The sequence below is a fragment of the Bacillus sp. SCT118 genome, from assembly GCF_058566435.1.
On the sequence record NZ_CP191225.1, the window covers coordinates 1,439,803 to 1,460,405 of the forward strand.

The 20,603-nt window shown below is 44.7% G+C and carries 22 protein-coding genes and 1 other RNA gene; 18 read left to right on the plus strand and 5 right to left on the minus strand.

Annotated elements, in window-relative coordinates:
* The first annotated feature begins 59 nt into the window (after positions 1-59).
* Positions 60-252: non-coding RNA, 6S RNA (gene ssrS, locus ACQVGT_RS07255), on the plus strand.
* 82 nt (positions 253-334) lie between these two features.
* Complete coding sequence (locus ACQVGT_RS07260; RefSeq protein ID WP_015384240.1) at positions 335-1,099, plus strand: tRNA threonylcarbamoyladenosine dehydratase; 765 nt, start codon at positions 335-337, stop codon at positions 1,097-1,099.
* Positions 1,100-1,138: 39 nt separating this feature from the next.
* Here the strand turns inward: ACQVGT_RS07260 and ACQVGT_RS07265 are convergent, their stop codons facing one another.
* Positions 1,139-2,404, minus strand: a complete 1,266-nt coding sequence (locus tag ACQVGT_RS07265) for a replication-associated recombination protein A (RefSeq protein ID WP_015483504.1) — start codon at positions 2,402-2,404, stop codon at positions 1,139-1,141.
* Positions 2,405-2,606: 202 nt separating this feature from the next.
* On the opposite strand from ACQVGT_RS07265, the gene cymR reads away from it, so the two are divergent.
* From cymR to ACQVGT_RS07305, 8 genes are all read left to right on the plus strand, one after another.
* The gene (gene cymR / locus ACQVGT_RS07270; protein ID WP_003225879.1) at positions 2,607-3,023 is read left to right on the plus strand and encodes a cysteine metabolism transcriptional regulator CymR; all 417 of its coding nucleotides are present in this window, start codon (positions 2,607-2,609) and stop codon (positions 3,021-3,023) included.
* Between the two features lie 18 nt (positions 3,024-3,041).
* Positions 3,042-4,184: a cysteine desulfurase family protein gene (locus ACQVGT_RS07275; RefSeq protein WP_015384237.1), complete on the plus strand. Its 1,143-nt coding sequence runs from the start codon at positions 3,042-3,044 to the stop codon at positions 4,182-4,184.
* Between the two features lie 27 nt (positions 4,185-4,211).
* A complete protein-coding gene (mnmA, locus tag ACQVGT_RS07280; protein ID WP_015483502.1) occupies positions 4,212-5,327 on the plus strand; it encodes a tRNA 2-thiouridine(34) synthase MnmA in 1,116 nt (371 codons plus the stop codon).
* A gap of 85 nt (positions 5,328-5,412) precedes the next feature.
* Positions 5,413-6,033, plus strand: coding sequence for a tetratricopeptide repeat protein (locus tag ACQVGT_RS07285; protein WP_206697897.1), 621 nt, complete (start codon positions 5,413-5,415; stop codon positions 6,031-6,033).
* A 24-nt stretch (positions 6,034-6,057) separates the two neighbouring features.
* Entirely contained in the window at positions 6,058-8,454 is a 2,397-nt protein-coding gene (recD2, locus tag ACQVGT_RS07290) for an SF1B family DNA helicase RecD2 (RefSeq protein ID WP_014477509.1), read from the plus strand.
* Between the two features lie 55 nt (positions 8,455-8,509).
* Positions 8,510-9,034 carry a PRC-barrel domain-containing protein gene (locus tag ACQVGT_RS07295; protein WP_080030684.1) on the plus strand — a complete coding sequence of 175 codons (525 nt, stop codon included), beginning with the start codon at positions 8,510-8,512 and terminating at the stop codon, positions 9,032-9,034.
* A gap of 11 nt (positions 9,035-9,045) precedes the next feature.
* Entirely contained in the window at positions 9,046-9,237 is a 192-nt protein-coding gene (locus ACQVGT_RS07300) for a YrzR-like zinc ribbon domain (RefSeq protein ID WP_003225893.1), read from the plus strand.
* 21 nt (positions 9,238-9,258) lie between these two features.
* Positions 9,259-9,390 carry a YrzQ family protein gene (locus tag ACQVGT_RS07305; protein WP_003229780.1) on the plus strand — a complete coding sequence of 44 codons (132 nt, stop codon included), beginning with the start codon at positions 9,259-9,261 and terminating at the stop codon, positions 9,388-9,390.
* A 34-nt stretch (positions 9,391-9,424) separates the two neighbouring features.
* On the opposite strand, the gene ACQVGT_RS07310 is transcribed toward ACQVGT_RS07305, so the two are convergent.
* From ACQVGT_RS07310 to ACQVGT_RS07325, 4 genes are read right to left on the minus strand one after another with little or no spacing between them, the layout of a single operon-like run.
* Entirely contained in the window at positions 9,425-10,081 is a 657-nt protein-coding gene (locus ACQVGT_RS07310) for an amino acid ABC transporter permease (RefSeq protein WP_003229784.1), read from the minus strand.
* Positions 10,082-10,097: 16 nt separating this feature from the next.
* A complete protein-coding gene (locus tag ACQVGT_RS07315; protein WP_015483500.1) occupies positions 10,098-10,748 on the minus strand; it encodes an amino acid ABC transporter permease in 651 nt (216 codons plus the stop codon).
* A gap of 60 nt (positions 10,749-10,808) precedes the next feature.
* Positions 10,809-11,630, minus strand: a complete 822-nt coding sequence (gene glnH / locus ACQVGT_RS07320; RefSeq protein WP_015384233.1) for a glutamine ABC transporter substrate-binding protein GlnH — start codon at positions 11,628-11,630, stop codon at positions 10,809-10,811.
* A gap of 21 nt (positions 11,631-11,651) precedes the next feature.
* Entirely contained in the window at positions 11,652-12,380 is a 729-nt protein-coding gene (locus tag ACQVGT_RS07325) for an amino acid ABC transporter ATP-binding protein (RefSeq protein WP_015384232.1), read from the minus strand.
* Between the two features lie 158 nt (positions 12,381-12,538).
* On the opposite strand from ACQVGT_RS07325, the gene ACQVGT_RS07330 reads away from it, so the two are divergent.
* The 8 genes from ACQVGT_RS07330 (at position 12,539) to ACQVGT_RS07365 (ending at position 20,594) form a co-directional block, all read left to right on the plus strand.
* Positions 12,539-13,600, plus strand: a complete 1,062-nt coding sequence (locus tag ACQVGT_RS07330) for an AI-2E family transporter (protein ID WP_015483499.1) — start codon at positions 12,539-12,541, stop codon at positions 13,598-13,600.
* Positions 13,601-13,930: 330 nt separating this feature from the next.
* A complete protein-coding gene (gene alaS, locus ACQVGT_RS07335; RefSeq protein WP_015483498.1) occupies positions 13,931-16,567 on the plus strand; it encodes an alanine--tRNA ligase in 2,637 nt (878 codons plus the stop codon).
* Positions 16,568-16,651: 84 nt separating this feature from the next.
* Positions 16,652-16,918 carry an IreB family regulatory phosphoprotein gene (locus tag ACQVGT_RS07340; RefSeq protein WP_003225903.1) on the plus strand — a complete coding sequence of 89 codons (267 nt, stop codon included), beginning with the start codon at positions 16,652-16,654 and terminating at the stop codon, positions 16,916-16,918.
* A 7-nt stretch (positions 16,919-16,925) separates the two neighbouring features.
* Positions 16,926-17,342 (plus strand): Holliday junction resolvase RuvX, encoded by a 417-nt coding sequence (ruvX, locus tag ACQVGT_RS07345; protein ID WP_491798052.1) that lies wholly within the window; start codon positions 16,926-16,928, stop codon positions 17,340-17,342.
* A 17-nt stretch (positions 17,343-17,359) separates the two neighbouring features.
* The gene (locus ACQVGT_RS07350; protein WP_003246199.1) at positions 17,360-17,641 is read left to right on the plus strand and encodes a DUF1292 domain-containing protein; all 282 of its coding nucleotides are present in this window, start codon (positions 17,360-17,362) and stop codon (positions 17,639-17,641) included.
* A 130-nt stretch (positions 17,642-17,771) separates the two neighbouring features.
* Positions 17,772-18,854, plus strand: coding sequence for an endolytic transglycosylase MltG (gene mltG, locus ACQVGT_RS07355; RefSeq protein ID WP_015384229.1), 1,083 nt, complete (start codon positions 17,772-17,774; stop codon positions 18,852-18,854).
* Between the two features lie 151 nt (positions 18,855-19,005).
* The gene (locus ACQVGT_RS07360; RefSeq protein WP_015384228.1) at positions 19,006-19,659 is read left to right on the plus strand and encodes an O-methyltransferase; all 654 of its coding nucleotides are present in this window, start codon (positions 19,006-19,008) and stop codon (positions 19,657-19,659) included.
* A gap of 5 nt (positions 19,660-19,664) precedes the next feature.
* Entirely contained in the window at positions 19,665-20,594 is a 930-nt protein-coding gene (locus ACQVGT_RS07365; protein WP_015483497.1) for a peptidase U32 family protein, read from the plus strand.
* Positions 20,595-20,603 lie beyond the last annotated feature (9 nt).

The following is a 20,603-nucleotide window of genomic DNA, read 5'->3' on the forward strand; positions in this document are numbered from 1 at the left end:
TGGGCAGTTCGATTCTTGAAAATCAAAATCGTCTGTGATATGATTTTGACAAGTTAAATAAAGTCCTGATGTGTTAGTTGTACACCTAGTTTTGACCGAACATTTTTTTGACTTGGGAGCCCGCATTTTTAAATGGCGTACATGCCTCTTTTCATTCGGTAAAGAGGACTTACAAGATTTAAAAGAGGGCACCCACCTGCTGAGAGCGGGTTCAAAACAAAGGAAAGCTGCAACGGCACTATTGGGACTTTATTTTTTGTGCGCAGAAAAAACGGCTGCTCATGGATCAGCCATTTTATAGATGAAACCAGAATACGAATGTGGAGTGAGGTTCTTGTTACACCAGTTTTCACGCAATGAATTAGCTATCGGAAAAGAAGGCCTTGAAACGCTGAAAAACAGCACAGTTGCTGTGCTTGGAGTCGGGGGAGTTGGGTCGTTCGCGGCGGAAGCTCTCGCGCGGTCAGGCGTCGGCCGCATTCTGCTTGTCGACAAAGATGATGTCGACATTACAAATGTAAACCGTCAGCTTCACGCGCTGCTTTCAACTGTCGGACAGCCGAAAGTTGATTTAATGAAGGCGCGGATCGCAGACATTAACCCGGAGTGTGAAGTGATCGCGTTAAAAATGTTCTATACGGAGGAAACGTATGAGCAGTTTTTTGATTATGATCTTGACTATGTCATTGATGCGTCAGACACCATTTATTATAAAATTCATTTAATGAAGGAATGTCTGAAACGGGATATTCCGCTCATCTCCAGCATGGGTGCAGCAAATAAAACGGATCCGACACGCTTCCAAATCGCTGATATCTCAAAAACGCACACTGATCCAATTGCGAAGGTCGTTCGTACGAAATTACGCAAAGAGGGGATCAAAAAAGGTGTTCAAGTGATTTTCTCTGATGAAAGCCCGATTGTCATTCGGGAAGATGTCAGAAAAGAAGTGGGAAATGACGAAGCGAAAATCCGTAAAGCAAAAATGCCACCTTCCTCTAATGCTTTTGTGCCGTCAGTTGCAGGTTTGATTATGGGCGGACATGTTGTCATGGATCTTTTGAAAGACATTGAAATCAAACGTGTGAAGGATAAATAATGCATAAAAACAGCCTTGATGATCAAGGCTGTTTTTGTTTTATTTTCTTTTCATTAAATTATCGTACACCTGCTTTAAGGCGGATTCGAATTTTCCTGTCTGTTTCGGCTTATAGTATTGCTTATTTTTCAGAGGATCAGGGAGGTATTGTTGTTCGACCCAACCGTTGTCGTAATTGTGCGGGTATTTATAGTCGATTCCTCTTCCTAATTCCTGAGCCCCTTTATAATGCGCGTCTTTTAAATGCTTCGGGACATCACCAATTTTTCCGGCTCTGATATCTGCCAGGGCCTCATCGATTGCCAGAATGGCAGAGTTTGATTTCGGTGAGAGGCAAAGCTCAATAACTGCGTTGGCCAGCGGGATTCGCGCTTCAGGAAACCCGACTCGCTCAGCGGTCTGAATAGCGTTCAGCACTCTAGGGCCGGCTTGCGGGCTTGCTAAACCGATATCTTCATAGGCGATAACAAGCAATCGTCTTGCGATGCTCTCCAGATCACCGGCTTCAATTAATCTAGCCAAATAGTGGAGAGCAGCGTTGGCATCAGAGCCACGTATCGATTTTTGAAAAGCGGACAGTACATCATAATGCGCGTCACCATCTTTATCGTGAGAAAAGCTTTTTTTCTGCAAGCATTCTTCCGCGGTTTCTAATGTAATGTGAATTTCACCGTCTGCTGACTCCTTCGTTGACAACACGGCAAGCTCAAGCGCATTTAAAGCGGAGCGGACATCTCCTCCGCATCCGTGGGCGAAATGCTCCATCGCCTGATCATCAATGGATACAGAATAGGTGCCAAGGCCCCGATGTTCATCATGGAGCGCACGTTCCAGTGCCTGTTTAATCAGATCGGGTGTTAACGGCTCAAGCTCAAAAATCTGGGTCCGGCTTCTGATCGCCGGATTAATGGCATGATACGGGTTAGCTGTGGTTGCTCCGATCAAAATGATCATCCCGTTTTCCAAATAGGGTAATAGAAAATCCTGTTTTCCTTTATCCAGCCTGTGGACTTCATCCAGAATCAAAATCACTTGGCCGGACATCTTGGCTTCCTGGGCTACAATTTCCATATCTTTTTTATTGTTAATGACAGCATTCAGCTTTCGAAAAGCAATACTTGTTGAACCGGCGATTGCTGTTGCGATTGATGTTTTTCCAATTCCGGGCGGCCCGTACAAAATCATGGATGACAAATGTTTTGCCTGGACCATTCTGCCAATAATTTTATCTTCAGCCACCAGATGCTGCTGGCCGATAATATCCTCTATTTTTGTCGGACGCATCCGATATGCCAATGGCTTCATCTATCATCTCTCCTTACTTAATTACAGGGTAACGGAAAACCGTACATTAGAAAAGGGGAAAGGCCCCTTTCCTTCTGCCTCAATGAAAATTCGCTGAAGGTATGTTATAATAACAGTTGGTCTATAAGATAATAAACGGACGAAACATATAGAAATTACCATTATAAATGTGGAAAATCATGAAATAACAGAGGTGTTCATGTTGAAAATATCAACTAAGGGAAGATACGGGCTCACCATTATGATCGAGCTTGCAAAAAAGCACGGTGAAGGCCCGACTTCATTAAAAAGCATCGCACAGACGAATAATTTGTCCGAGCATTATTTGGAGCAGCTGGTATCGCCGCTCAGAAATGCCGGTTTAGTGAAAAGCATCAGAGGCGCATATGGCGGATATGTATTAGGCAGTGAGCCGGATGCCATTACCGCGGGAGATATTATCCGTGTGCTTGAGGGGCCGATCAGCCCTGTTGAAGTGCTGGAAGATGAGGAGCCTGCCAAGCGTGAGCTCTGGATTCGCATCCGGGATGCTGTAAAAGAGGTTTTAGACAGTACGACATTAGAGGATCTTGCCAGCTATACAGACGGAGAGCAAGAAGCTTATATGTTCTATATTTAGATCAGAGGTGTAAACATAATGGAACGGATTTATTTAGATCATGCCGCAACGTCTCCGATGGATGAGCGCGTGCTGGAAAAAATGATACCGCACTTCTCCGGCAGTTTCGGTAATCCATCCAGTATTCATTCATTTGGCAGAGAATCTCGAAAATGGGTGGATGAAGCAAGAGCGCAGATCGCAGCAGAAATCGGAGCGGCAGAGCAGGAGATCATTTTTACAAGCGGGGGAACGGAAGCTGATAACTTGGCGATCATGGGAACCGCACTTGCAAGAAAAGATCTTGGCAGACATATCATCACAACAAAAATTGAGCATCACGCCGTGCTTCACACATGTGAAAAACTTGAGGAAGACGGATTTGACATAACGTATCTGGACGTTGACCAAAATGGAAGAGTCAGTGCAAAACAGGTGAAAGAAGCACTGCGTGATGATACAATCCTTGTGACAGTGATGTATGGAAATAATGAAGTTGGAACAGTGCAGCCGATCGAAGAAATCGGTGAGCTGTTAAAGGAACACAAAGCTTATTTTCATACCGATGCTGTTCAGGCATTCGGGTTGCTGCCAATTGATGTGAAAAACAGCCATATTGACCTTCTGTCTGTTTCCGGGCACAAGCTCAACGGGCCAAAAGGGACAGGCTTTTTATATGCTAGTAAAGATGTGAAGCTTTCACCGCTTTTATTCGGAGGAGAGCAAGAAAGAAAACGCCGTGCCGGAACGGAAAATGTTCCAGGCATTGTCGGGCTGAAAGAAGCGATTAAGCTGTCAAGTGAAGAACGGGACGAAAAAAACGAGAAGTATCAATCGTTTAAAGCAATCTTTGCCGACACGCTTAGAGATGCAGGTGTGTCATTCGAGATCAACGGGGACAAAGAGCATAGTCTGCCGCATGTTCTGAATCTTTATTTCCCCGGTGTGTCAGTGGAAGCCCTGCTGGTCAATCTTGATATGGAGGGTGTCGCTGTCTCCAGCGGTTCAGCGTGCACGGCCGGTTCAGTCCTGCCGTCACATGTTCTGACTGCTATGTTCGGAGAAGAGAGTGACCGGCTGACGTCCTCTATTCGAATCAGCTTCGGCCTCGGCAATACGGCTGAGCAAGTGAAAACTGCTGCCAAACATGTGGCCGACGTTGTCAAACGGCTGACACAATAAGGCGGCTTAGTAATTGGAGTGAATGAAATGGAAAAACGGCCGGAGGATACAAGAGTCGTCGTCGGCATGTCCGGCGGAGTAGACTCATCTGTGGCGGCCCTGCTGTTAAAAGAACAGGGCTATGATGTAATCGGAATCTTTATGAAAAACTGGGATGATACGGACGAAAACGGTTTTTGCACGGCGACAGAGGATTATGAAGATGTGATCCGCGTCTGCAACCAAATCGGAATTCCGTATTATGCCGTAAACTTTGAAAAGCAATATTATGAGAAGGTATTTCAATACTTCCTTGATGAATATAAAGCAGGCAGAACACCAAACCCGGATGTACTGTGCAACAAAGAAATTAAATTCAAGGCCTTTTTGGAGCATGCATTGTCACTTGGCGCCGACTATTTAGCGACTGGCCACTATGCAAGAGTAGACAGAAGCGGCGGAAAAGTCAGAATGCTGCGCGGCATTGATGAAAACAAGGATCAAACGTACTTCTTGAATCAGCTGACAGAAGATACGCTGAGCAAAGTCATGTTTCCGATCGGCGAACTTCAAAAAAGCCGTGTGCGTGAAATCGCCAAAGAAGCAGAACTTGCAACGGCGACGAAAAAAGACAGTACAGGCATCTGCTTTATCGGCGAACGCAACTTCAAAACGTTTCTCAGCCAATATCTCCCTGCACAGCCGGGCGATATGATGACGATGGACGGCGAAGTAAAAGGCCGCCACGACGGGTTGATGTATTACACGATCGGACAGCGTCACGGCCTTGGCATCGGCGGAAGCGGCGAGCCGTGGTTTGCGGTAGGCAAAGATCTTGAAAAGAACATCCTCTACGTGGATCAAGGGTTCCATAACCCGCTTTTATATTCTGACAAAATCACAGCAACAAATATCAGCTGGGTGCGTTCGGATATCATGAAGGGCAAAGAGATTTCCTGCACGGCTAAATTCCGTTACCGCCAAGAAGATCATAAAGTAACGGTGCGCATGACTGGCGAGGGTGAAGCGGAAGTCATCTTTGATGAACAAGTCCGCGCTGTAACGCCGGGACAAGCCGTTGTCTTCTATGACGGCGAAGAATGTCTTGGCGGCGGGACAATTGATGATGTGTACAAAGACGGAACAAAATTGTGGTACGTATAAAAGATGAAAAACCTCAACACTGAGTTGGGGTTTTTTAATGAAAGGAAGATGATCGGTGGATTATAATCAACTCGGTATAGAGGCGATGCAGGAAGGCGATTACGAGAAAGCGGCAGAGGCATTTACAAAAGCGATTGAAGAAAATAAAGAAGACGCGATTCCGTATATCAATTTTGCCAACCTGCTTTCATCCGTAAACGAGCTGGAACGAGCGCTTGCGTTTTATGATAAAGCGCTTGAATTAGACAGTAGCGCAGCCACTGCTTATTATGGAGCAGGAAATGTCTATGTTGTAAAAGAAATGTACAAAGAAGCCAAAGACATGTTTGAAAAAGCGCTACGTGCGGGGATGGAAAACGGTGACCTGTTTTACATGCTCGGAACGGTACTTGTCAAGCTCGAACAGCCTAAGCTTGCACTGCCATATTTACAAAGAGCGGTCGAACTGAATGAAAACGATACGGAAGCGCGTTTTCAATTCGGGATGTGCTTAGCCAACGAGGGCATGCTGGACGAAGCGCTCAGCCAATTCGCAGCTGTGACAGAGCAAGACCCGGGGCATGCAGATGCATTTTATAATGCCGGTGTCGCTTATGCTTATAAAGAAAACCGAGAAAAAGCGCTGGAAATGCTGGACAAGGCAATCGATATCCAGCCAGATCATATGCTTGCGCTTCATGCTAAAAAACTGATTGATCCATCATAACAGGCACAGGAGGAGGAACAGCTCGTGCAGCAGCATCCGGATCAGCTTAAACTGGAGGAAGAGCCCTATTTAAAAGGGACAGTCAACACAGTCATCTATCATAATGACACCAATTTATATACGGTTCTGAAAGTGAAAGTCACAGAGACCTCCGAAGCCATTGAAGATAAAGCCGTATCCGTGACGGGCTACTTCCCTGCGCTTCAAGAAGAAGAGACCTACACGTTTTACGGAAAGATCGTAACCCATCCAAAATTCGGGCTCCAATTTCAGGCGGAGCATTTCAAAAAAGAGATACCGACGACTAAGGAAGGCATCATTCAATATTTATCGAGTGATTTATTCGAGGGAATCGGCAAAAAAACTGCTGAAGAAATTGTGAAAAAGCTGGGCGACAGCGCCATTAATAAAATATTGGCTGACGCTTCAGTGCTTTATGATGTTCCCAGACTCTCAAAAAAGAAAGCCGACACGCTGGCTGGCGCATTGCAGCGGCATCAGGGACTGGAGCAAATCATGATTTCCTTGAATCAGTTTGGTTTTGGCCCGCAGCTGTCTATGAAAATCTATCAAGCCTATGAATCCGAGACGCTTGAAAAGATTCAGGAAAATCCTTATCAGCTTGTGAAGGATGTAGAAGGCATCGGGTTTGGGAAAGCGGATGAGCTGGGTAGCAGAATGGGTCTTTCGGGTAATCATCCTGAGCGGGTAAAAGCTGCTATTTTGTACACGCTTGAAACGACTTGTCTGTCAGAGGGGCACACGTACATAGAAACGGAACAGCTGATCATTGACACCCAATCTCTGTTAAACCAGTCAGCAAGGGAAGGGCAGCGCATCACAGAAATGGATGCCGCTAACGCGATTATTGCCCTTGGAGAAAATAAAGACATTGTCATAGAAGATGGCCGCTGTTATTTTCCATCGCTGTTTTACGCAGAACAAAACGTTGCAAAGCGTGTGAAACATATCGCTAGCCAAACCGAATATGAGAACCAGTTTCCCGAATCAGAGTTTTTGCTCGCGTTGGGAGAACTGGAAGAACGGATGAACGTTCAGTATGCCCCCAGCCAGAAGGAAGCGATTCAAAAAGCCCTTTCCTCGCCGATGCTTCTTTTAACAGGCGGTCCGGGAACAGGGAAAACGACGGTAATCAGAGGGATTGTCGAGCTCTATGGAGAGCTTCACGGTGTGTCACTAGACCCGTCAGCTTATAAAAAGGATGAAGCTTTTCCGATTGTTTTGGCCGCTCCGACAGGGAGAGCAGCAAAACGGATGAGTGAATCAACGGGACTCCCTGCAGTCACGATACACAGGCTGCTTGGCTGGAACGGCGCTGAAGGCTTTACTCATACAGAGGATCAGCCGATCGAAGGGAAGCTGTTAATTATCGATGAAGCTAGTATGCTTGATATATGGCTGGCGAACCATTTGTTCAAGGCGATCCCTGATCATATACAAATCATCATTGTCGGAGACGAAGACCAGCTGCCTTCCGTCGGTCCGGGACAAGTGCTCAGAGACCTGCTGGCATCCCAGGTGATTCCGACTGTGAGACTGACAGACATCTATCGTCAGGCGGAGGGGTCATCAATCGTCGAGCTTGCCCACCAGATGAAAAATGGATTGCTGCCGAACAATTTGACTGCCCCGACAAAGGACCGTTCCTTTATTCGCTGCGGAGGCTCGCAAATTAAAGAAGTTGTTGAGAAGGTTGTCGCCAATGCATTGAAAAAAGGCTATACGGCAAAGGACATTCAGGTCCTCGCTCCGATGTACAGAGGAAAAGCCGGCATCAATGAATTGAATGTGATGCTGCAGGACATTTTAAATCCTCCTAAAGAAAAACGGAGAGAATTGAAGTTCGGGGATGTTGTCTACAGAACCGGAGATAAAATTTTGCAGCTTGTCAATCAGCCGGAAAACAATGTGTTCAACGGAGATATTGGCGAAATCACGTCGATATTTTATGCAAAGGAAAATACAGAAAAAGAAGACATGGCCGTCGTTTCTTTTGACGGCAATGAAATGACATTTACGAAAAAAGATTTTAATCAATTTACCCATGCGTATTGCTGTTCTATTCATAAATCGCAGGGAAGTGAATTTCCGATTGTGGTTTTGCCTGTTGTGAAAGGCTATTATAGAATGCTCAGAAGAAACCTTCTTTATACCGCGATTACAAGAGCGAAGAAATTTCTCATTTTATGCGGGGAAGAGGAGGCGCTGGAGTGGGGCGTGAAAAATAATGATGCAACTGTCAGACAGACCTCCTTGAAAAACAGGCTGTCCGTACAGGTTGAGGAAATGGATGCCGAGCTTGAAGCTTTGCAAAAAGAGCTCCCGTTCAGCGTACACGACGCCAACATTGGCATGGAAGGCATTACACCATTCGATTTTATGAAAGAAGAACAGCAATAAAATGCTCCCGTGCAAGCGGGAGTTTTTTCATTTGCAGTGGAATTGATTTCATCGTATGAGTCTAAGGCGCAAAGCAAAACCTAAGCCTGTTCAACAAAAGGTGGTTGATCACACTTTGAGAACATGCCATGAAGTAGAAGGATTCCCAGTATACTCAGAACGAACTTCTTGTTATCTCGGGGCAATTTCTGATATTTGTTTTTCTATGAAGGGAGATTGTCTCGGGTTTATTCTTGCACAAAAACGCTTTTTGCATCATCATCATGCGCTATTACGGGCGTGTGATATCTCTTTCATTCTTGATGACCGCATATTGGCTTCGGTCAGTTCAGAACAGCTTCTGCCTCTTCCGAAAACATGCTTCACATACGAGCAGATGAAGATGAAGCTTGTGAAATCGCAAGAGGGGGATATATTGGGGATGCTGGAAGATGTATACTTTTGTTTGGACAGGGGCATAATCGTAGCATATGAACTCTCGGACGGTTTCTTTTCTGACCTGGCGGGAAGCAAGCGCCAGATCCAAAGAGCGGATTCGCTTGTCGAGGTGCGGAAAGACGAGATCGTTCTGAACGGATAGAGGTGTGAGGTATGCTTATATGCCCGAATTGCAAAAGTAAGGATATCGGCAAAATCGGCGTGAACCAATATTATTGCTGGGGCTGTTTTATTGAACTGACAGTGGCGAAAGGGAAGATTGCAACTCATCAGGTGGAAGAAGACGGAACGTTAAGCAGCTTGGATGATTTGTTTTCTGAGGATGAACGCAGCATCAATTTTTAATCATGAAAGGAGATGCGCAGGATGAATCGGACGATGACTTCTCTTTTGGCAATGGGAGCCGGAGCTCTCGTGTACCGAATGGCGACTCAATCTGACATGCTGAATAATCGAAGCATGAAGCGGATGAGAAGAAGAATTACGAAAATGTTTTAATGCAAAAAGGATACTCTCCAAAGAGTATCCTTTTCTATGTTTGCCGGACCTCGAGGCGTCTTGCTGCGAGTGAAAGGCTGTAGTTGACTGCGAAATACATAAGGGCCGCAAGTAAAAAGATCGGGAAAAAATAACTGCCGTCTGCGCTTTGGCCGTTAATAATTTGCGCGTTGTGAATCAGTTCAGGCAGGGCGATCACAACAGCGAGCGATGTATCTTTTAATAAAGAAATAAACTGGCTTACGATGGGCGGAACCATGCGGCGAAGCGCTTGCGGCATGACGATAAAGAACAGGGTCTGTGTATAGCTCAGCCCGGAGGAGCGGGCCGCTTCAATTTGTCCTTTGTCAATTGATTTCAGTCCGCTTCGGATAATTTCAGATAGCATAGCGGATTCAAAAATCGTTAGTGCTGTAATTGCAGCAGCTGTAATTTCAAGCTTAATACCAATTTCCGGAAGGGCAAAAAACGTAAAGAAAATAATTAACAGCAAGGGGAGGTTTCTGATCGTTTCAACGAGAACCGCAATCAATTGAGAAAGAACGGGAACTTTCGCATAACGCAGGGTGCCTGCGATTAAACCGAAGAAAAAGCTCAGAATGATGGAGATGAAAGCAACGTACAAGGTGACGAGAAAGCCATCCCATAAAAACGCTAAATGCTCCTGTGAATAAGCACCGATGAAATCCAATGTAACTCACTCCTTATCAATAACTTTTTTCCAGCCGTTTTTCCAGATAGTTAACACCGATGCTAAGCGGAATCGTCAGCACTAAGTAAAAAAGCGCCACAAAAATATAAACATCAAATACAACGAGTGTGCTCGACGAAACTAAATCGGCTTGGTACATAAGATCCAATCCGGCCACAACCCCAAGAATCGAAGAGTTTTTGACTAAGTTTAAAAATTGATTGCCTAAAGGCGGAATGACGATTTTGATTGCCTGCGGCAAAATGATATGGAGCATGGCTTGGCTGTAGGTAAAGCCTGACGAGCGTGCCGCTTCCATCTGCCCTTTTGAAACAGACTGGATGCCTGCTCTGATGGCTTCAGCGATAAACGCAGAGGTATAAATGGTGAGAGCAACCGTTCCCGCTTGAAAACCGTCAAGCCTCAGGCCTGCGTTTGGAAGTCCGAAATAGAAAACAAAGGTAATTAAAAGAAGAGGGATGTTGCGGATGAACTCTACATATGCGGTCCCGAGCCATTGCAGCGGCTTAAAGACTGTTATTCTCATAACCGCTACAGCAACGCCGAGGACAAAACTGCCGGCCAGCGCGATAACACTTGCGAGCAAGGTATGGTAAAAACCGTCCATATACATGTCAAAGTTATCGAAAAGAATTGACACATTCATCAGCCTATTCACTCCTTATCAAATTGGGATGAGCATCGCCTGCTCATCCCGGGATGGTTGTTATTCAGCTGGGTCTTCTTTAATCCATTTTTTATAAATTTCATCGTATCTGCCATCCGACTTCATCTTTTTAAGTGAAGCGTTGATTTCTTTCGCGAGAGCCGATTGCCCTTTTTTCACGGCGATCCCGTAAGGCTCATCTGTAAAAGGCTTTCCTGTTAATTGATAATTTTTATTTTCATCAGCCATTCCATATAAAATCGCATTATCTGTGGTGAGGGCATCGCCTTGCCCCGATTTAAGGGCTGTAAAGGCTTCTGCGTAGTTTTCAAATTCTAAAACCGATGCTTCAGGCGCCTTTTCACGAATGTTTTGAGAGGAGGTGGAGCCTTTTACTGCAAGAACTTTTGAGCCTTTGCCAAGATTCTCGACACTCTTGATTTTGCTGCCTTTTTTCACGAGAAGCGATTGCCCGGCCTCGAAATAGACATCAGAAAAGTCAACTTCCTTTTTTCGTTCATCAGTGATCGTCATTGTGGCGACAATGGCGTCGATATCCCCGTTTTGCAGCATAGGAATCCTTGTTTTTGAGGTGACCTCTTTAAATTCAGCTTTTTTCTCATCACCTAAAATGTCTTTAGCGATTTGTTTGGCAATATCAATATCAAAACCCTCAATCTCACCTGAGCTTGGATTTTTAAGACCGAACAGTCGAGTGTCCGTTTTTACGCCGAAGACAATTTTGTCATTGTCTTTAATGGCTGCTAGCGTATCTTTTTTGCTCTCCTTTGAGGCTTCTCCATTTGATCCCTTGCTGCCGCAAGCGGCAAGCAAGATGACAGCGAATAAAGAAATCAATGCTAAAGAAAAAATCTTTTTCATACAAGCTCCCCCATTTCTGTTTTAATGATTTAAAATACGGCTTAAGAATAAGCGGGCCCGTTCTTCCTTCGGGTTCGCGTAAAACTCAGCCGGCACTGCTTCTTCTAAAATTTTTCCTTCGTCAATGAAGACAATCCGGTCGGCAACTTCTTTGGCAAACCCCATTTCGTGTGTCACGACAACCATTGTCATGCCTTCTTTGGCGAGAGTTTTCATGACATCTAGCACCTCACCGATCATTTCAGGATCAAGTGCTGATGTCGGCTCGTCAAACAGCATGACCTCCGGCTTCATCGCCAGTCCTCTTGCGATGGCAACACGCTGCTGCTGCCCGCCGGAAAGCTGGGAAGGATAGGCGTCAGCCTTGTCTGGGATGCCGACTTTTTCAAGATAGTACCGCGCCGTTTCCTTTGCTTGTTCAGGTGATTGTCTAAGCACTTTTACCGGAGCCAGCATGATGTTCTGCAGCACTGTTTTATGCGGATATAAATGAAAGTGCTGAAACACCATCCCGATATTCCGCCGCACTTGATTGATATCAGTTTTTCTGTCGTTAATGGCGGTGCCGTTTACTGTGAGCACTCCCTCATTGATCGTCTCAAGTTTGTTGATGCATCTGAGCAATGTGCTTTTACCGGAACCGGATGGGCCGATGATAACAACGACTTCCCCTTTTTCGATTTGAAGATTAATTTGTTTTAACGCGTGAAAATCTCCGTAATGCTTGTTTACATTTTGAAATGTGATCATCGCAATCCTCCTATCAGAAATTTGACTAAAAAGTATACATGAAATCAAACTTTTCTGAAAATTAAATACGGAAAAATGTCCGTGACTTCTGGCTGACTAAAGAAACATAAAGAATAATTCCGTGTAAACCTCAAAAGATATAGGTGAGGTGAAAGCAGATGCTCCAAAAACCGGTGCAGCTTTTGTTGTGGGTGGCTATTTGTTTGCTGGTTCTGTTAACAGTCTATGTCTTTTTTATGCTTGATATGTTATGGTCACCCTTTTGGCTCGTCATAAAAACGATCTTTATTCCCTTGATCATTTCTATTTTTATATCTTATTTATTGCTTCCGGTCACGGAATGGCTGCATAGCAAAGGATTGCCTAGGACTTTGAGCATCTTGGTCATTTATGTTCTTTTTTTTGGCGGGATTGGCTGGGCGTTGTATAAAGGGGTGCCTGTTTTAATCGTGCAGCTGACGGATTTGTCAGAAAATATACCCATGTTTGCCGAAACGTATAACGGGCTTCTTCTTCATGTGCATAACCATACGGATGACTGGCCTGATGGTATGCATCACCGTATAGATAAAATGATCCGCCAGACGGAGGCGTTTTTTGCGGGAACGATCGAGGGTGCGATCAGCGGGATCCGCAATGTGCTTGATTACTTCTTAATTGCTGCAACAATCCCTTTTCTCGTGTTTTATATGGTGAAGGACATTGAGTTAATGAAAAAGACAGTATGGTACTTGACTCCGAAGTCGTGGAGAAAGCGGGGCAGCGCCTTTTTGCGGGATGTGGATGATTCGCTTGGCGATTATATCCGCGGCCAGCTTTTGGTCTGCTTGATTCTTGGCGTGATTGCAGGCATTTCGTTCTGGGTATTTGGGCTTCCATATCCGCTGATACTCGGCCTTATCTCTGGAGTAACGAATGTCATCCCGTATTTTGGCCCTTTCATCGGAGCTGTTCCTGCGTTGTTAATTGCGATGACGATCTCAGTCAAGGCTGTTCTTGTTGTGGTGATTACGGTGTTTATTCTGCAGTTTATGGAAGGAAATATCCTCAGTCCGTTCATTGTCGGCAGAAGCCTTAAAATGCATCCGGTCGTTATCATGCTTGCGCTCCTTGCCGGAGGGGAGCTTGCGGGAATCGTCGGGATGATTCTGGCTGTTCCTTCGACGGCTGTTTTAAAAGTAATGATGATCCATTTTTTGCGGATGAGGACGGAGCATTGACATCGGCGTGCCGCTTGTCTATAATTTCTCGTAGAATACATACGAATCTCGAGTGACGGATCTGAGTACGCCGAAGCCCTGTTAAAGAGAGAAGCTCCATAAGCTGAAAGGAGCTTTATCAGAAGATCGGAGGAAGCTAATCCTGAGTGCAGTTAATCACTGCCGCTTATCCTGCGTTACAGGGTTAAAGGTGACGGGCGCATGAATGCCCGTAATCAGGGTGGTACCGCGAGACAGCTCTCGTCCCTGTGTAAACGTTGGTTTGCATAGGGGGAGGGCTTTTTTGCTGTCACTGAAGAGAATTTCGATTTTTATAGAGGAGGAAATACAATGAAACACTTAACTTCTGCGGAAGTGCGTCAAATGTTTTTGGATTTCTTTAAAGAAAAAGGACATGCGGTAGAGCCAAGCGCGTCATTAGTGCCTCATGAGGATCCTTCACTGCTTTGGATCAACAGCGGTGTTGCGACGCTGAAAAAATATTTTGACGGCCGTGTCGTGCCGGAAAATCCAAGAATCGTAAACGCTCAAAAAGCGATCAGAACAAATGATATAGAAAATGTAGGTAAAACTGCGCGCCATCACACTTTCTTTGAAATGCTCGGAAACTTTTCCATCGGCGATTATTTCAAAGAAGAAGCCATTACATGGGCTTGGGAGTTTTTAACGAGCGACAAGTGGATTGGCTTCGACAAAGAGCTTCTCTCTGTTACGGTTCATCCTGAAGATGAAGAGGCATATGAGTTTTGGGCAAAAAAAATCGGTATTCCTGAAGAAAGAATTATCCGTCTGGAAGGGAACTTCTGGGATATCGGTGAAGGGCCGAGCGGACCGAATACGGAAATCTTTTACGACCGCGGTGAAGCATACGGTAATGATCCAGAAGATCCGGAGCTTTACCCAGGCGGGGAAAACGACCGTTACCTGGAAGTATGGAACCTTGTGTTCTCAGAGTTCAACCATAACCCTGACGGCACGTACACACCGCTTCCTAAGAAAAACATTGATACAGGCATGGGTCTTGAAAGAATGGTATCTGTCATCCAGAATGTTCCGACAAACTTTGACACCGATTTGTTTATTCCGATCATTAAAGCAACAGAATCGATTTCTGGTGAAACATATGGCAAAGACAATGTGAAAGACACTGCGTTTAAAGTGATTGCTGACCATATCAGAACGGTTGCCTTTGCTGTCAGTGACGGTGCGCTGCCGTCAAATGAAGGCCGCGGCTATGTATTAAGACGCTTATTACGCCGTGCTGTGCGTTATGCCAAAACGATCAACATCCATCGTCCGTTCATGTTTGATTTAGTGCCGGTTGTCGCAGAAATCATGGCTGATTTCTATCCTGAAGTGAAAGAGAAAGCGGATTTCATCGCAAAAGTCATTAAAACCGAGGAAGAACGCTTCCATGAGACCCTTAATGAAGGGCTTGCGATCCTGTCAGAAATGATCAAAAAAGAAAAAGACAAGGGCAGCAGCGTTATCTCAGGTGCTGATGTGTTTAAACTGTATGATACGTATGGATTCCCGGTTGAATTGACTGAAGAATACGCAGAAGACGAGAACATGACGGTTGACCATGAGGGCTTTGAGGAGGAAATGAACCAGCAGCGTGAACGGGCAAGAAACGCCCGCCAGGATGTCGGCAGCATGCAGGTGCAGGGCGGCGCACTGCGCGACGTAACAGATGAAAGCACATTTGTCGGCTACTCTCAAACCAAAGCTGATGCCAATATCATTGTGCTTCTTCAGGACGGCCAATTAATCGAAGAGGCTCATGAAGGAGAAAGCGTTCAAATCATTCTTGATGAAACACCGTTCTATGCAGAAAGCGGCGGCCAAATCGGCGATAAAGGCTATCTCCGAAACGAGCAGGCAGTTGTAAGAATTAAAGATGTTCAAAAAGCGCCGAACGGCCAGCATGTGCATGAAGGTGTTGTGGAGAGCGGTACTGTTCAAAAAGGCCTGCATGTTACGGCTGAAGTTGAAGACCATATGAGAAGCGGCGTCATTAAAAACCACACGGCAACGCATTTATTGCATCAGGCTCTAAAAGACGTTCTTGGAACTCATGTCAATCAGGCGGGCTCTCTTGTAACGGAAAACCGTCTTCGTTTTGATTTCTCGCACTTTGGCCAAGTGACAAAAGAAGAGCTCGAACAAATTGAAAGAATCGTAAACGAAAAGATCTGGGCGAGCATCCCGGTCAGCATTGATTTGAAACCGATCGCTGAAGCAAAAGAAATGGGTGCGATGGCACTGTTCGGCGAAAAATATGGCGATATTGTCCGTGTCGTTCAAGTTGGAGATTACAGCTTAGAGCTGTGCGGCGGCTGCCATGTCAGAAATACAGCAGAAATCGGCTTGTTTAAAATCGTTTCTGAATCTGGAATCGGAGCAGGCACAAGACGGATTGAAGCTGTAACGGGACAAGGCGCTTACGTCGAAATGAACAGCCAGATTTCTGTATTGAAAGAGGCTGCTGACGAGCTGAAAACAAATATCAAAGAAGTGCCGAAACGGGTCGCGGCTCTGCAGGCTGAACTGAAGGAAGCACAAAGAGAAAATGAATCTCTTCTTGCAAAACTAGGCAACGTGGAAGCAGGAGCAATCCTGTCGAAAGTAAAAGAAGTTGACGGCGTAAACGTGCTTGCGGAAAAAGTAAATGCAAAAGACATGAATCATCTCCGCACAATGGTCGATGAACTCAAAGCAAAGCTTGGCTCTGCGGTGATCGTGCTTGGTGCGGTACAAAACGATAAAGTTAATATCTCTGTCGGAGTCACAAAGGACCTCATCGACAAAGGCCTTCACGCTGGCAAGCTGGTTAAACAAGCTGCGGAAGTTTGCGGCGGAGGCGGCGGAGGCCGTCCGGACATGGCGCAGGCAGGCGGCAAACAGCCGGAAAAATTAGAAGAAGCTTTGGCTTCTGTAGAAGATTGGGTGAAATCCGTTTTATAATTCGCCCATGTAGTGTAGAATGATGGTAAGATTAGGACCCCAGGCTGAACTTTGCCTGCGAATTTGGGAAAGAGGTGCAAAACGGTGAGCTCGTTTGATAAAACGATGAAATTTAATTTCTCCGATGATTCTGCTGAGACTAACGTAAATGAGGTGCTGATTACAGTGTATGACGCGCTTCAGGAAAAGGGCTACAATCCAATCAACCAGATTGTCGGATACTTGCTGTCAGGTGATCCCGCTTATATTCCTAGGCATCGTGACGCTCGCAATTTAATTCGCAAACTTGAAAGAGACGAATTAATCGAGGAATTGGTGAAGTCTTATTTAGAACAGCATAAAGAGGCGTAAATAAAGAATGAGAATATTAGGACTCGATTTAGGAACCAAAACACTCGGTGTAGCTCTAAGCGATGAAATGGGCTGGACTGCTCAAGGCATTGAGACCATAAAGATAAATGAAGCAGAAGGCGATTATGGTTTATCCCGTTTATCTGAACTGATAAAGGACTATACTATAGATAAAATCGTGCTCGGCTTTCCTAAGAACATGAACGGAACAGTCGGCCCGAGAGGCGAAGCCAGCCAAACATTTGCGAAAGTGCTTGAAACAACGTACAATGTTCCTGTTGAGCTGTGGGACGAGCGTCTTACCACAATGGCGGCTGAAAAAATGCTGATTGCAGCTGACGTCAGCAGGCAGAAACGAAAAAAAGTCATTGATAAAATGGCGGCTGTTATGATTTTACAAGGATATCTTGACAGCTTAAATTAAAGCCAGAGGTGAAGAAAATGGAACACGGCGAAAAAAATATTACAATTGTTGACGATCAAGGAAATGAACAGCTTTGTGAAGTGCTGTTTACATTTGAAAACGAAGAGTTTGGCAAGTCTTATGTCTTGTACTATCCAATCGAATCAAAAGATGACGAAGAAGTAGAAATTCTTGCTTCCAGCTTCACGCCAAACGAAGACGGTGAAAACGGTGAGCTATTCCCGATTGAAACTGACGAAGAATGGGATATGATCGAAGAAACACTAAACACATTCTTAGCGGACGAAGACGAAGAATAAAACATCGCGCCAAACCAAAGCCGGAGCTATACTGCTCCGGTTTTTTTCTGCTTTATGCAGGCCTCTTTTTGTAATAAATTGCCGAAATACAATGAATCATGTAGTATAAGAGCTGATGGGAGGAGACCTAATGTATATCAATCAGCAAAAAAAATCGTTTTTTAATAAAAAAAGAATCATACTGTCTTCCATTGTTGTGCTGTTTCTCATCATTGGCGGGGCATTTTTATATGGGAAATCATTACTTGAACCTGTTGAAAAAGACAGTAAAACGACAGTTAATATTAACATTCCGAGCGGTTCGTCTGTTTCAGCCATCGCATCGATATTAAAGAAAAATGATGTCATAAAAAGCGAGAAGGCGTTTCAGTACTATGTGAAATATAAAGGTGCTTCCGGGTTTCAGGCCGGATTCTACCATCTGAATAAAGGTATGGATTTAGATGCCATTATTCAGAAGCTGACAAGCGGGGCTACAGGCTACGCTTTTCAAATCACAGTGACTGAGGGAGCACAGCTGACCCAAATCGCGGCTGCTATTGCTGATGAAACAAAATACTCTAAAAAACAAGTCATAGCGAAGCTGGACGATGAAACATTTATCAATCAGCTGAAGAAAGAATTCCCGGACACTGTGACAAATGATGTTTTCAATAAAAACATTAAGCACCCGCTTGAAGGGTACCTATTCCCGGCTACATACCCTTTTAACGATCCGGACACATCACTTGAAGACATTATCAAGGCAATGATAAAGCAGACAAATTCTTATGTGGAAACATATAAATCAGAAATGAAGAAAAACAAACTTTCTGTGCATAAGCTGCTGACGATGGCTTCTTTGATAGAAGAAGAAGCGACTGAAAAAGCCGACCGCCACAAAATTGCGAGCGTCTTTTATAACCGCCTGAAAAAGAAAATGCCGCTCCAAACAGATCCGACCGTGCTGTACGCGGCAGGCAAGCATAAAGATCGGGTTTTTTATAAGGATCTGGAAATCGATTCACCATACAATACGTATAAAAACACAGGGCTGACGCCAGGTCCGATTGCCAATGCCGGCATGTCGTCATGGGAAGCGGCGCTGCATCCGGATAAAACGGACTATCTGTATTTCTTGGCCAAATCAAATGGTGAGGTCGTATTTACAAAAACGCTAAAAGAGCATAATAAAGCAAAAGAAAAATACATTTCCTCAAAAAATGAGAAATAAAAGGAGAGCAAAAAGCTCTCCTTTTGTTCGCTTTCCGCAAGGTTTTATGATAAAATATATCGGGTTGTTTACCGATGTATCATGATGTATTCAGAGAGTGTCCTGCGCATAAGACTGGGGCACTCCTTTTTAGAACGGGAGGCTGTTTGTAGTGACTGACCGGTATGAACAAATAAATGACTATATAGAAGCATTATTAAAGCCTCGGCCGGATAACGTGAAGAAGCTTGAAGCATATGCAGAAGAACATCATGTCCCGATCATGGAAAAAGCGGGCATGGAGGTGCTGCTTCAAATTTTGTCTGTGAAACAGCCGAAAAAAATACTAGAAATCGGAACGGCCATTGGTTATTCAGCTATTCGAATGGCGCTGGAGCTGCCGTCTGCTGAAATATATACAATTGAACGCAATGAGAAACGGCATGAAGAAGCGGTAAACAATATCAAGGAATTTCAGCTTGATGACCGGATTCATGTTTTTTACGGAGATGCGCTTGAATTAGCCGACGCCGTTCATGTAACTGCGCCTTACGATGTCATTTTTATTGATGCTGCAAAAGGTCAGTATCAAAACTTTTTTCATTTATATGAACCGATGCTTTCACCGGACGGGGTGATTATAACAGACAACGTGCTGTTTAAAGGTCTGGTGGCAGAGGATTACAGCAAAATAGAACCGAAGAGAAGGCGCAGGCTTGTAACAAAAATTGATGAATATAATCATTGGCTGATGAATCATCCGGATTATCAAACTGCGATTATTCCTGTCGGAGACGGACTTGCGATTAGTAAAAAGAAGAGGTGAACGTCATGAAAAAACCAGAGCTCTTAGTGACGCCGACGAGTACAGCGGACATTTTGCCGCTCATACAGGCGGGGGCAACTGCGTTTTTAGTTGGGGAACAGAGATACGGCTTGAGATTAGCCGGAGAATTTTCTCGTGAAGATATAACAAAAGCCGTAGAGATTGCTCACAAAGAAGGGGCAAAAGTATACGTTGCTGTAAATGCAATTTTCCATAACGATAAAGTGGGTGAGCTTGGCGAATATCTGGCTTTCTTGGCAGAAGCCGGTGTCGATGCAGCGGTATTCGGCGATCCTGCCGTGCTGATGGCTGCCCGTGAATCTGCGCCTGCTCTGAAGCTTCATTGGAGCACAGAAACGACAGGCACCAACTATTATACATGCAACTACTGGGGACGCAAGGGTGCGGCGCGTTCTGTGCTTGCCAGAGAATTAAACATGGACAGCATTGTTGAGATTAAAGAAAATGCTGAAGTCGAAATTGAAATCCAGGTGCACGGAATGACGTGCATGTTCCAATCGAAGCGTTCTTTGATTGGAAACTATTTTGAATATCAGGGCAAAGTCATGGACATTGAAAGAAAGAAAAAAGAATCAGGCATGTTTTTGCACGATAAAGAACGTGATAATAAATATCCGATTTTCGAAGATGAAAACGGCACTCACATCATGAGCCCGAACGATGTGTGCATCATTGATGAGCTCGAGGAATTGATAGATGCCGGAATTGATTCTTTCAAGATCGACGGTGTTTTGAAAACGTCTGAATATCTAATAGAAGTCACCAAAATGTACAGAGAAGCAATTGATTTGTGCGTGGAAAACCGTGACGAATACGAAGCGAAAAAAGAAGACTGGATCGAACGCATTGAAAGCATCCAGCCAGTAAACAGAAAAATTGATACCGGATTCTTCTTCAAGGAAACGGTTTATTAATCAAAAGGA

Coding starts and splice junctions, on each gene's coding strand:
- ACQVGT_RS07265 (WP_015483504.1), bottom strand. CDS start 2,404: ATGAAGCCATTGGCATATCGGATGCGTCCGACAAAAATAGAGGATATT.
- ACQVGT_RS07275 (WP_015384237.1), top strand. CDS start 3,042: ATGGAACGGATTTATTTAGATCATGCCGCAACGTCTCCGATGGATGAG.
- mnmA (WP_015483502.1), top strand. CDS start 4,212: ATGGAAAAACGGCCGGAGGATACAAGAGTCGTCGTCGGCATGTCCGGC.
- ACQVGT_RS07285 (WP_206697897.1), top strand. CDS start 5,413: ATGCAGGAAGGCGATTACGAGAAAGCGGCAGAGGCATTTACAAAAGCG.
- ACQVGT_RS07295 (WP_080030684.1), top strand. CDS start 8,510: ATGAGTCTAAGGCGCAAAGCAAAACCTAAGCCTGTTCAACAAAAGGTG.
- ACQVGT_RS07300 (WP_003225893.1), top strand. CDS start 9,046: ATGCTTATATGCCCGAATTGCAAAAGTAAGGATATCGGCAAAATCGGC.
- ACQVGT_RS07305 (WP_003229780.1), top strand. CDS start 9,259: ATGAATCGGACGATGACTTCTCTTTTGGCAATGGGAGCCGGAGCTCTC.
- ACQVGT_RS07315 (WP_015483500.1), bottom strand. CDS start 10,748: ATGAATGTGTCAATTCTTTTCGATAACTTTGACATGTATATGGACGGT.
- glnH (WP_015384233.1), bottom strand. CDS start 11,630: ATGAAAAAGATTTTTTCTTTAGCATTGATTTCTTTATTCGCTGTCATC.
- ACQVGT_RS07325 (WP_015384232.1), bottom strand. CDS start 12,380: ATGATCACATTTCAAAATGTAAACAAGCATTACGGAGATTTTCACGCG.
- ACQVGT_RS07330 (WP_015483499.1), top strand. CDS start 12,539: ATGCTCCAAAAACCGGTGCAGCTTTTGTTGTGGGTGGCTATTTGTTTG.
- alaS (WP_015483498.1), top strand. CDS start 13,931: ATGAAACACTTAACTTCTGCGGAAGTGCGTCAAATGTTTTTGGATTTC.
- ruvX (WP_491798052.1), top strand. CDS start 16,926: ATGAGAATATTAGGACTCGATTTAGGAACCAAAACACTCGGTGTAGCT.
- ACQVGT_RS07350 (WP_003246199.1), top strand. CDS start 17,360: ATGGAACACGGCGAAAAAAATATTACAATTGTTGACGATCAAGGAAAT.
- mltG (WP_015384229.1), top strand. CDS start 17,772: ATGTATATCAATCAGCAAAAAAAATCGTTTTTTAATAAAAAAAGAATC.
- ACQVGT_RS07365 (WP_015483497.1), top strand. CDS start 19,665: ATGAAAAAACCAGAGCTCTTAGTGACGCCGACGAGTACAGCGGACATT.